The 11,098-nt window shown below is 31.4% G+C and carries 12 protein-coding genes; 3 read left to right on the top strand and 9 right to left on the bottom strand.

Annotated elements, in window-relative coordinates:
• Window positions 1–91 precede the first annotated feature (91 nt).
• On the bottom strand, window positions 92–1,369 hold the full coding sequence (locus KSU54_RS08250; protein WP_003536278.1) for a PTS sugar transporter subunit IIC: 1,278 nt from the start codon (window positions 1,367–1,369) through the stop codon (window positions 92–94).
• Between the two features lie 15 nt (window positions 1,370–1,384).
• Window positions 1,385–1,996: a hypothetical protein gene (locus KSU54_RS08255; protein ID WP_008791356.1), complete on the bottom strand. Its 612-nt coding sequence runs from the start codon at window positions 1,994–1,996 to the stop codon at window positions 1,385–1,387.
• A 50-nt stretch (window positions 1,997–2,046) separates the two neighbouring features.
• Here KSU54_RS08255 and KSU54_RS08260 point away from each other — a divergent pair, with 50 nt between their 5' ends.
• The gene (locus KSU54_RS08260) at window positions 2,047–2,736 is read left to right on the top strand and encodes a MurR/RpiR family transcriptional regulator (RefSeq protein ID WP_003536276.1); all 690 of its coding nucleotides are present in this window, start codon (window positions 2,047–2,049) and stop codon (window positions 2,734–2,736) included.
• A gap of 81 nt (window positions 2,737–2,817) precedes the next feature.
• Here the strand turns inward: KSU54_RS08260 and KSU54_RS08265 are convergent, their stop codons facing one another.
• Window positions 2,818–3,264, bottom strand: coding sequence for an S-ribosylhomocysteine lyase (locus tag KSU54_RS08265; RefSeq protein ID WP_003536274.1), 447 nt, complete (start codon window positions 3,262–3,264; stop codon window positions 2,818–2,820).
• Window positions 3,252–4,133 (bottom strand): DegV family protein, encoded by an 882-nt coding sequence (locus KSU54_RS08270; protein ID WP_003536272.1) that lies wholly within the window; start codon window positions 4,131–4,133, stop codon window positions 3,252–3,254. Before KSU54_RS08270 ends, KSU54_RS08265 begins: the two co-directional genes overlap by 13 nt.
• Before the next feature lie 96 nt (window positions 4,134–4,229).
• Here KSU54_RS08270 and KSU54_RS08275 point away from each other — a divergent pair, with 96 nt between their 5' ends.
• Both KSU54_RS08275 and KSU54_RS08280 read left to right on the top strand, forming a co-directional pair.
• Complete coding sequence (locus KSU54_RS08275) at window positions 4,230–4,829, top strand: YigZ family protein (RefSeq protein ID WP_008791355.1); 600 nt, start codon at window positions 4,230–4,232, stop codon at window positions 4,827–4,829.
• Window positions 4,830–4,883: 54 nt separating this feature from the next.
• On the top strand, window positions 4,884–5,348 hold the full coding sequence (locus tag KSU54_RS08280; RefSeq protein ID WP_003536269.1) for a dUTP diphosphatase: 465 nt from the start codon (window positions 4,884–4,886) through the stop codon (window positions 5,346–5,348).
• A gap of 4 nt (window positions 5,349–5,352) precedes the next feature.
• On the opposite strand, the gene KSU54_RS08285 is transcribed toward KSU54_RS08280, so the two are convergent.
• The 5 genes from KSU54_RS08285 to pth all read right to left on the bottom strand — a co-directional run bounded on the left by KSU54_RS08285 (window position 5,353) and on the right by pth (window position 11,095).
• The gene (locus tag KSU54_RS08285; RefSeq protein ID WP_003536267.1) at window positions 5,353–5,715 is read right to left on the bottom strand and encodes a metal-dependent transcriptional regulator; all 363 of its coding nucleotides are present in this window, start codon (window positions 5,713–5,715) and stop codon (window positions 5,353–5,355) included.
• On the bottom strand, window positions 5,715–6,320 hold the full coding sequence (locus KSU54_RS08290; protein ID WP_117792132.1) for a class I SAM-dependent methyltransferase: 606 nt from the start codon (window positions 6,318–6,320) through the stop codon (window positions 5,715–5,717). Before KSU54_RS08290 ends, KSU54_RS08285 begins: the two co-directional genes overlap by 1 nt.
• 57 nt (window positions 6,321–6,377) lie before the next feature.
• Complete coding sequence (locus KSU54_RS08295) at window positions 6,378–6,956, bottom strand: TetR/AcrR family transcriptional regulator (RefSeq protein ID WP_008791354.1); 579 nt, start codon at window positions 6,954–6,956, stop codon at window positions 6,378–6,380.
• 141 nt (window positions 6,957–7,097) lie between these two features.
• Entirely contained in the window at window positions 7,098–10,532 is a 3,435-nt protein-coding gene (gene mfd / locus KSU54_RS08300; protein ID WP_003536260.1) for a transcription-repair coupling factor, read from the bottom strand.
• An 8-nt stretch (window positions 10,533–10,540) separates the two neighbouring features.
• On the bottom strand, window positions 10,541–11,095 hold the full coding sequence (gene pth, locus KSU54_RS08305) for an aminoacyl-tRNA hydrolase (protein WP_003536259.1): 555 nt from the start codon (window positions 11,093–11,095) through the stop codon (window positions 10,541–10,543).
• Between the last annotated feature and the right edge of the window lie 3 nt (window positions 11,096–11,098).

The following is an 11,098-nucleotide window of genomic DNA, read 5'->3' on the forward strand; positions in this document are numbered from 1 at the left end:
CCATGATTCCTGCTGGTCCCGCTCCAACAACCACAACATCATAATTATTTTTCATCTTTCCTCCATATTAAAAGTGGCATCGGCCACTTTATTATTCTGCTTCATTTGCAAGTGTGTTTTTTTCATAAACTTTAAAAAATGGATAATATACTCCAACTGAAATAATAATCAAAACAATCATGAAGATTACATTACGAATATCCAATGCTGACAAAAAACCTTGAGCAAAAAATGGCGTAAATGATGGATCAACTATATATCCCATTGAAACTAATCCAATTTTTTGAACTAAATACCCTAAACCAATCGAAATACACGGCATTACTAAAAACGGTATCGATAAAATTGGATTTAATACAATCGGAGCCCCAAACATGATTGGCTCATTAATTCCACAAATCCCAGGAACAATACTTAAACGACCAATCGAGCTAATATGCTTAGATTTAGAACGACACATTAATAAAACCAATCCTAAAGTATTACCAGCTCCACCTAATAAAGCATATCTAAACATCTGTAAATTCATGATTGCTGTTGGATCTTTTCCTAAATTTACTAATTCACCATTTAGTCCCGTATTCGCAATCCCCAAAGCAAAAACTATTGGAAATACAATTGAAGAACCATTAATTCCAAACATCCAAAGAATATTTGAAAATAAATAAATTCCCATAAACATCCAAACATTATCAACCCCTGAAATTGCAGGTGTTAAAAACGACATAATTAAATTTGGCATACTTTTCCCTGATAAAGCTACTAAAATCAAATTAGCCCCATAAATAACAATGATATTTAGCGCTAATGGCATTAAACTATTTACAAAATTAGTCACTGCACTAGGAACACTATCTGGAAAAGTAAAGACTATTCGATGACTGACTACTCGTGAAATCTCTACTGATATTAATGAAATTATTAAAGCAACAAATAGACCATCCGCACCTAAATAACTCATTGTAATAGCTCCATCCTTTAATGGAGCTGCAACCATTAAAAAAGTACACATCGAAATTATCCCATAAACCGAAGCTTTCATCTTATAACTTTCAGCTAAGCAATAAGCAACCCCAAAAGCTGAAATCAAACCAACTAAGCCCATTGTATAATTATATGGTAAAGTTAAAACATCATAATTAGCTAAAGCAAATTGTTTCCAGCTAATTAAAAACTTTAAAAAGATATTTCCTGTATTCAAATCAACCAAGTCTAAATTAATTGGCGGATTGGCAATAATTAAGAAAACTGACCCTACTACGATTAATCCTAATGACATCATCATACCCGATGAAATTGCTTGAAGATGTCGCTGCTGAGCCAATTTATTTGCAATTGGTCCTAATAATTTCTCTAATTTACTAATCAATTTTTTATCCCCCTATTAAAATTGCCAACCATTAAAAGTGAACGCTGTTTCACTAACATTCTCTGGATCATATTCTTCAAGAATTTTTGCATAGCGTTCTTTATAATCGTTATCCACCTCCATTTGTGGAATAACTTTACTAGCTTCATTCAAGAAATGGAATGAATCACGCCCCATGGCTTTTCCTCTTACTGTATGCTTGTCTAAAGCAACATCAGGTATTTCCGGTAATTTTCCCATCGCAAAAGATTTAATACAGATATTTTTTAATAAATCACTAGAACGATCTTTTTGACAACTGCATAAATATCTAATCGCGTGGATAAAATACATTGGTTGATCACCATCAGCATAATCAAAATGTTTTGACATTTGATATAAATTATTTACTAATACTGCAGCCATCGGATCTCCCATTCCAATATCTTCTACCGAAATAGTTAATAATCGACGCCACATTTTTTCTAATAATTCCGGTGAAGAAATATACATTTCATAGGCGAACATACATGCCTGTTCTTCTAAACTGCGACGAATTGATTTCTGTAAAGCTGATATTACCTCATCTCCAGCATAACCATTTCTTGTAATAATCTTTGACCATGGGTCGTACATCGTTTTTGCCATAAACTTGCTCCTTTTTCTAATCTGTGACATAATCTAATTGAGGTGATAATATGAATATCGAACATTTAAGAGATAAATTTGATTTAAATGAACTTGAATTAGCATTAGTTAAATATCTTGAAGATAATCAAAATAATTTAAAAGATATTACGATTCGGCAAATGGCCAGCGCTAATTTCACATCTACTTCTGCAATTTATCGTCTTTGCAATAAATTTGGTTTTAGTGGCTACAGTGATATGATCTATCAGCTGTCATCATCGAATAATACCCAGCTTTTTTCTCCTGATGATCTTGAACAATATATTCCAGCATTCATTGAATTATTAAATAAACATCGTCAACATAATATCATCGTTTTTGGGATGGGATTCTCTGCTCCAATTGCTGATTATTTGCAACAGCGTCTAACCCTAAATGGATTTTATGCAATGAATGTTGTCCATACTGAAATGCTTGATATTAAATATCAAGATAATTCCCTATTTATTGTGATTTCTAATTCTGGAATTACACCCCGATTAGTTGAAATTGTCGATAATGCTTTTAAAAATAACATCGATATAATTAGTTTTATTGCCAATGAAAATTCTAATCTTTATCAAAATGTAACACTACCAATTATTGTTGGTTCTTATAATTCATTTACTCATAACAATTTAGTACCAAATACCTTCTTTGGTCAGGTTCTAATTGTTTTTGAATCACTCCTTTATACATATTTGTCCTCTATAGAATAATATACGCTTATAATGACAAAATTAAATAGATGTTCTCGATAAAAAAACATGTTTCAAAATTCGAAACATGTTTTAATTTAACTATAAATAATGATATTCATGCTGCCATTCGCTAGTAACAAAATGTTTAGCCGCAGCTTTAGCTTTTTCTAAATCCATAAATGAGTAATTGCCACATTCTTCCATCTTCGCTCCAGGTATGGGTTCTTGCCAATTTGCAATCTGTTCAAATAATTCACGTACAATTTTGATTACTCGAGCCAAATCTAATTCTTTTGTAATTAAATAAAAACCTGTCATACATCCCATTGGTCCAAAATAAATTATTTTATCTTTGTTTTCGCCGTTACGAAGTAATGTTGCCCCGATATGTTCAATTGTATGAGCACCACGAGGATCTAAAGCAGGCTCTAAATTAGGTGTAGTCATGCGGATATCAAATGTTGTTAATTCACCATCTATCCGAGATACATAGACACCTTTTGTTAACTTTGTATGGTCAACACTAAAACTTGTTATTCGTTCCATGTTAATCCCTCGTATTTTTTTATATATTGATATCCAACACCACCAACACCCATATGTGCTCCTACAACCGCTGGTAACTCTCGAACGGTAATCTCACATTCACCAATTCGATCAATAATCGCCTGTTTCATTTGATGAGCTAAATCATCAACTAAGACATGTTCAATAGCAATAATAAAGTCTTTATTGTTCAATCCACATTCATTAACTAAATGATCAACTATCTTTAAGTTGGCTTTTTTCACCGTTCTAACTTTATCTAAAGTATCGATCTTACCGCCCAACTCATAATTTAATTTCATTACCGGCACTATTTTTAATAAGTTCCCCAATAGTGCTACCGCTGGAGTGATTCGTCCGCCTTTCTTTAAATGGTCTAAATTAGGTGCCATAATCACAGTCGCTGAATCCTCAACCATTGCTGTTAAAATCGTTTCAATTTCCGCAACACTTTTACCATCATCAATTAATTTTTTAGCAACCCTAATTAAATAGCGATGATTACTAGCCGTACCCTTAGTATCAATTAACGTAACTGGTACTCCCACCATATCACAAGCCAATTTCATTCCATTCAAGGTTGAAGATAATCCAGTTGCAATCGGCAAAGCAATAATATGATCATATCCCGCATCTTTAATTCTATGAACTGCATTTTGAATTGAACCTGTTGAAGGCTGTGATGTCATCACCATTTCCCCAGTTTTATTCATTCTTTCAAATACTTCATTAGCACTTATTTCTTCTAAATCTAAATATGTTTTATTACCCATTGTAATCGTTAAAGGTACAATATAAATTCCTTGATCTTCTAACGAACCAATTGGTAACTGGCATCCACTATCTGCTAAAACAGCTATTTTTTTCATGGTCTCGCCCTCCCTATAATTACGTAACTAATATACCAAATTTATCATACTTTTGCTAGTAATATGTGTTATGATAATAAAGAAATGAGGGATTTAATGAAATCAGTACGTGAAATAACTACATATAAATGGATAATTAAAAAATCAGAATTTATTTGTACTTTAATACCGTGTAATGACGAAACTGCAATTGATAATATTATTAAAGAATATCAAGAAAAATATCATGATGCTACTCATAACTGTATTGCTTATATCGTTGGTACCCAAAAACGTGCCAATGATAACGGGGAGCCGAGCGGAACTGCCGGTCTACCAATGTTAGATGTTTTAGAAAAAAATAAACTTACTAATATCATTGCTATTGTTACAAGATATTTTGGCGGGATTAAATTAGGAGCTGGCGGTTTAACTCGAGCTTATCGTCAAAGTGTTGCTGATGCTTTAAAAGGAGCTGAGATTGTAGAAAAATTCAGTGTTCCTTTATATAAAATTACAGTGGATTATTCATACACTAAAAAATTTGAACACTTAATTAAAGTACATCATATTAAATGCATTAATACCGAGTATTTAGATCGGGTTAGTTATACCTGTTATCTTGAAAATGAATCTTTTCTAACTATTATTCAAGATCTAACCAATAATACCTATACAAAAGAATATTTGCGTCATGATTATATTGAATTATCATAATTCATGAAAATGTCACATAAAAGAGTATAATAATACTTAAGAGGTGATAATTAAATGAATGAAATTAATAAAATCTACCAAGCGCATATGAGCCACGAATTAAAATTGGTCGTTGATCCTAATCATGCTGTTTTAAATAAAGATAAGGTTGAAGCAAAAGTACTAGCTTTTCTTTGTGAATTAGGTAAAGTCGGTGAAGAAGCAAAAGTATTTAGCTTTTGGGATAATTCATCTGCCAATAACAAAGAAATCCTTAACTATTATACTGATGCCCTTCATATGTTGATGTCAATCGGATTTGAATTGCACGTTGACAAACTCAAGAACTATCAAGAAATCAACAACTCCAACAATATTGCCAATCAACTAATCAAGGTTTATCAAAGCGCATTGAAAGTTAATGAAACCTACAGTTTTGAAGCATTCCAAAACTGTATTGATGATTATTTTACATTAGGTTTTAAAATCGGTCTTGATTTTGATACGATTTTAGCAAATTACAGTTCACAAAAAGACTAAACAATTAATTGTTTAGTCTTTTGTCTTTAAGTAACATCTCAATAAATTTTTGATCAAAATCACTTTCTAATTTATCCGCATATAATCTTGCTTCATATGAAGTTAACCCTAAAGCCAATATCCATCGATAAACTTGCTGATAACTTTTCAAACTTTCTTGTGCCAACATACTTCCCCGCTCTGTTAAAGTAATGTTATTTTTAATAAGATCAATATACCCTGCTTTTTTCAATTGTTTAATTGCAATTGAAACACTTGAACGTGCGTATCCTAGAGATAAAGCCAAATCAATTTGACGTACCTTTTTTCCCTCCAACAATAATTGATAAATATATCGTAAATATTTACGATTTGTTGCTTGTATCATTATTTTACTCTTTTGATCATGTAAGCACTATTCGATACCTTTATCCATTTTATTTCATGAAATAATTCTTCCAAGAACGAAATCATTTCTTTTTTTGAATAAATTCTAACATCCCCATCTTTATTAAAGCGAATAAAATAATTCATAACCTGCCGAGCAATGACTGGCAAATATGTGTCACCAATAATCAATGTTCCCCCAATTTTTAAAACACGATATATTTCTGCAATGGCTTTTTGAGGATTTGGATAGTGATGAAATGAATCATTACAATAAACAATATCAAAAGTTTGATCAAAAAATGGCAAATTCTCACTATCTCCTACTACTAAAGTCGCCTTATTCTTAAGTTGGTGTTTAGCCTTTTCAATCATTTGTGATGATAAATCAATTCCTGTAAGATGTCGATGTGAATCCTCACTAATAACTTGTTTCATTAAAGCTCCTGTCCCGCATCCTAAATCAAGTACTTCCTCACCATAACAGCGAATAATTTCATTTAAAAGATATGGATAAATTTTACGGGCATGTTTTCCATAAAAAGTAGTATCATATTTTGAAGCCTGTAAGTCAAATGTTTGTCTAGATTGTTCTTTTTTATTCATAATGCCCTCCTTAAATGAACGATGTTCATTTTTTTGTTTTAATTTTAATCCCTAGAGTCAGGGATTAAATTTCATTAATTGATTAACATACTGATTCAATAATTTTGCAACTTCATGATGATCAATATTACTTTTAGATAATAATCCAACTTGACCATATATAATAAAACTAATTAATGCCTCAGGATTTTCAATATATATTTCTTTAGCTGCAATAGCTTTTTTTACTGCTTCTAATAAATGTGGATACATATATTTGCATAATTTGATTGATAATTGTTCATGTAATTCTTCATTTTCAACACGATGAAAAAAATCATAATATTGCATATTTGAATGCTCATCACCTATTGAAGTAAATAATGCATCTATCTTATCTTTAATCGTAATAGTAGAATCATGTAAAATAGCAAGATAACTATTACAACACTCTTCAATATAAAGATCGATTGCTGTATTAAATAGTATTTGTTTTGAATCAAAATAGCGATAACACAAACCTAACGAAACTCCCATTGTCCTAGCAATATCACGCATTGATGTTTGCGCGTATCCTTTTTCACTAAATAATTGCATCGCAGCTTTGATAATCTCTTTTTTTCGTTCAATTGTTTTATTAAAACGCTGACTAGTCATCTCATCATCTCTTTTCACACTTATTATATGCTATCATCAACAAGCATTCAATGAACATTGTTCATTTTTTGTTAGTTTTTCTAACAAAAAAAAGAGATTTGCTTTAAAAACAAATCTCCCTATTCAAGAATACTCTGTTTGCTAACTGTTTAATGTCGTTATCAATTGATTGATTCGCTCAAGCCATTGATCACCTTTTGGCAAGACAATTACAATTTTACCACCTAATTGCCTAAACACAGGTTTAGTGAAAAGTCGATTGACTAATTCAAACAATTGATCCCCTTTAACATTTTGACTATATCCTTTAGTAAAAGTAATTTCCATCTTCCCTTTAACTTCCGCTAAGTTTTCAATAATTTCAGTAGATGCTAAAATATCTAACTTCCGTTTTTCTACTAATGTACTTACTTCCTCTGGTAATTTACCGTAATAATCAATAAATTCTGATTTTAGATAATCAACACCGCTTATCGTTTTGGCATTATCTAGACGCTGATATAGTTCAAGTTTTTCAATATCACTAGATACATAATCATGAGGAATATATCCATCAACTTTGACATTAACACTTTTGATTTCTTTTTCTGCTTCCACATCCTCTTTACCCATTTTTTCGTTAATAGCATCTTGAAGAATCTTCATATACATCTCAAAACCAATTGAATCAATAAAGCCTGATTGTGTACCACCCAAAATATCTCCTGAACCGCGAATTGCTAAATCACGCATAGCAATTTTATATCCACTTCCTAATTCAGTAAACTCCTTAATTGCCTTAAGCCGTTTACTAGCTTCTTCATTTAAAACTTTAGTAGGATTATATAACAAATAAGCATATGCACCACGATTACTTCTCCCTACGCGCCCTTTAATCTGGTATAACTGACTTAATCCAAATTTATCAGCGTCTTCAACAATAATCGTATTTGCATTAGGAATATCGATTCCTGTTTCAATAATCGTTGTGCAAACGAGAACATTAAATTCCTTGTTCACAAAACGCATCATTACATCTTCTAATTCATTTTTATCCATTTGCCCATGACCTACCGCTACCCTTGCCCCAGGTACTGATAAAGTAATATTATAAGCAACATTAGCAATCTGACTAGTTCGGTTATACAAATAGAAAACCTGTCCATCACGAGCTAATTCTCGTTCAATGATCTGTTTAATTAAAACATTATTTTTTTCAATAACATATGTTTGAACTGGCTGACGATTCTTAGGAGGAGTTTCAATTTGTGACAATCCGCGAATTCCCATCAATGACATTTGTAAAGTTCGAGGAATCGGGGTAGCTGTAAGGGTCAAAACATCAATAGTTTTACGATACTCTTTAATTTTCTCTTTTTGTTTAACACCAAAACGCTGTTCTTCATCTATACATAATAATCCAATATCTTTAAAAACAATATCCTTTGATAAGATTCGATGTGTCCCTACAAGCAGATCAATATTTCCTAATTTTAAATCACTTAGTATCTGCTTCTTTTCCTTAGTCGATGTAAAGCGATTCAATAAAGCAATTTTGACAGGAAAATCCTTAAATCGTGCAATCATTGTTTTATAATGCTGCATTGATAAAATTGTTGTGGGACACAAAAAAGCAACCTGTTTATTTCCTAGAATAGCCTTAAATGCTGCTCTTAAAGCAACTTCCGTTTTCCCAAATCCAACATCTCCGCATAGCAAGCGATCCATCGGCTGACTCTTTTCCATGTCGGCTTTAATTTCTTCAACTGAACGTAACTGGTCAACTGTTAATTCATAACCAAATGAGCGTTCAAACTCCAGCTGAATCTCACTATCACTTGGGAAAGCATAGCCAGGCTGATTAATACGAGCAGAATAAATTTCAATTAACTTATCAGCAATATCATCAACTTTACTCCGTGCTTTGGCTTTTGTTTTCTGCCATTGTGAGCCTCCCAATTTATTAATTTTAGGAACTTTACCCTCATTACTTGAATACTTCCTAATCATCTTAAATTGTTCAACCGGTATATATAAAGTATCGTCTCCAGCATAGGCTACATATAAATAATCTTTATGAAATCCTTGAACTTCTAATGTTTTAATTCCTAAGTATTGCCCTATCCCATGATTATCATGTACAACATAATCACCAATATTTAATTCTTGATAATCTTTTAAAACCTTTGCATTCTTATACTTAAAATATTTTGGTTTTTTAATATTACGTGTTTTGAATAATTCATTTGCACTTATAATAACAATTTTTTCATCAACTAATTCGATTCCAAAACCAATTTTATTTACCGCAATATTCAACCCCGGATATATTTCATCTTTTATCCCAATCAAAGTATATGCCATTTCATGACGATCAAATAATTCAGTCATTAATTTTAATTGATGATCATCATCTAAAGCTACAACAACTTTTGATAACTTTAAATAAGCTCTAATTTGATTAATAATCATTGCCTCATCATCATTATTGATCATAATAGCACGAGCATTAAACAACACATCTTTATCACTTTGAGCAAAAGGTTTAAAATTAACTGATTTTCTATCAATCACTTCATATAAATCTCTAAATAGATTCAAACCTTTAATAGTTTTCCCAATACTAGCCAATTCTTGATAATAATAATGATTTTCTTCTAAATAGTTCTTATAAGCAAAATTAATATCATGATTGTTTGCTTGGATGATTAGCGGGGTATCGAGATAATCTAATAAACTAGCTGTCTGATTAAATAAATTAAAATAACCATACATCGTAAAACTAGTATCATGATTCCGCAAATTTTCTTGATCTATTGATACTTTACTTAAATAATCTTCTTGATATAACTCATCAAGTTCTTCAATCTGCCGGTCTCTTAAATCATTGATTTTACTTAAAACAGCCGGGACTTCTTGTTCATCATATAAAATATCACTAGCGGGAATAATGGTTACTTCTTTAACCTTTTCTATCGTTCTTTGACTATTTTGATTATAAAAACGTATATTATCAATCTCATCATCAAAAAATTCAATCCGTAATGGATTATCATATTGAATTGAAAAAACATCGATTACTCCACCACGTTTAGAAAAATAAAACGGCTGATCTACTCGCGGTGCTGATGTATAACCAGCCTTGATCAAAAGTTTTTGCAAATCATATATATCAATTTGCATTCCTGTTTTTAGATTTAAACAATTATCTAAAAATAACTGTCTACTTGGTAAATACCGTACCAGGGCCTGTCCATGAGTAATTAAAATTTTAGGCTGATCAGTTGTCAATTGATATAAAGCATCAATTCGCTGTCCTAATAGTTCTGGCGATGAGGCTAAAGCTTCAATTCGATATGACTCATCAACTGGAAAAAATAAGCTGTCTTTTTCATTAATCAATGAAATCTGTTGATACAACAAGTTAGCCTCATACTGATTTGGTTTAATTACAATAATATCTTTTTGTAATGTCAAAAAGGCACTAGTTACTAATAGTGCCTCATCGTTAAGATCATTAACAATGATATTCCCCTCTCCCTTTAACAATGTTTTAAAGGCAGGGTTTTGTTTCAATATTTCATCTATCTTCTTCATATAAACCTCTAATTATAACGATTCATAATGTAATCAAAATCATGATCAAGATAATCCAAAACAGCATCACTAGCCTTATCAATTCCTTGATTGATTGCTTCAGTCTCCTCTTTTGCAAACCTTGATAAAACATAATCAACTACTTTCATATACTTGTGACGATCAATTCCCACACGAATTCGTTTAAAATCTTGACTAGATAAATGAGCGATAATGTTTTTTATCCCATTATGCCCCCCAGCGCTGCCAGTTTTACGTAATCTTAATTTACCAACCGGCATATCCAGATCATCATAGATAACAATAATATCTTCTTTATCCAGTTTAAAAAAATTCATTGCAGCAATTACTGACTCACCAGAAAGATTCATATATGTTTGCGGCTTTAATAAAATAACATCTTCTCCATGATATTTTACCTTTGTATATAAACCTTTGAATTTATTCTGATTTATTTCTGTATTTAATTTATTAGCTAATTCATCTACTACCATAAACCCACAGTTGTGACGAGTTCCTTCATACTCTTTCCCAGGGTTTCCTAATCCTACAATTAATTTCAATTT

Source organism: Erysipelatoclostridium sp. MSK.23.31 (assembly GCF_019125875.1).
GTDB classification, from domain to species: Bacteria; Bacillota_I; Bacilli_A; order Erysipelotrichales; family Coprobacillaceae; genus Thomasclavelia; species Thomasclavelia ramosa.

Excerpts from the sequence above, each read along its gene's own strand:
- KSU54_RS08270 (WP_003536272.1), bottom strand. The coding sequence starts at position 4,133 with ATGAAAAAAATAGCTGTTTTAGCAGATAGTGGATGCCAGTTACCAATT.
- KSU54_RS08275 (WP_008791355.1), top strand. The coding sequence starts at position 4,230 with ATGAAATCAGTACGTGAAATAACTACATATAAATGGATAATTAAAAAA.
- KSU54_RS08265 (WP_003536274.1), bottom strand. The coding sequence starts at position 3,264 with ATGGAACGAATAACAAGTTTTAGTGTTGACCATACAAAGTTAACAAAA.
- KSU54_RS08290 (WP_117792132.1), bottom strand. The coding sequence starts at position 6,320 with ATGAATAAAAAAGAACAATCTAGACAAACATTTGACTTACAGGCTTCA.
- KSU54_RS08295 (WP_008791354.1), bottom strand. The coding sequence starts at position 6,956 with ATGACTAGTCAGCGTTTTAATAAAACAATTGAACGAAAAAAAGAGATT.
- KSU54_RS08280 (WP_003536269.1), top strand. The coding sequence starts at position 4,884 with ATGAATGAAATTAATAAAATCTACCAAGCGCATATGAGCCACGAATTA.
- KSU54_RS08285 (WP_003536267.1), bottom strand. The coding sequence starts at position 5,715 with ATGATACAAGCAACAAATCGTAAATATTTACGATATATTTATCAATTA.
- KSU54_RS08260 (WP_003536276.1), top strand. The coding sequence starts at position 2,047 with ATGAATATCGAACATTTAAGAGATAAATTTGATTTAAATGAACTTGAA.
- KSU54_RS08255 (WP_008791356.1), bottom strand. The coding sequence starts at position 1,996 with ATGGCAAAAACGATGTACGACCCATGGTCAAAGATTATTACAAGAAAT.
- mfd (WP_003536260.1), bottom strand. The coding sequence starts at position 10,532 with ATGAAGAAGATAGATGAAATATTGAAACAAAACCCTGCCTTTAAAACA.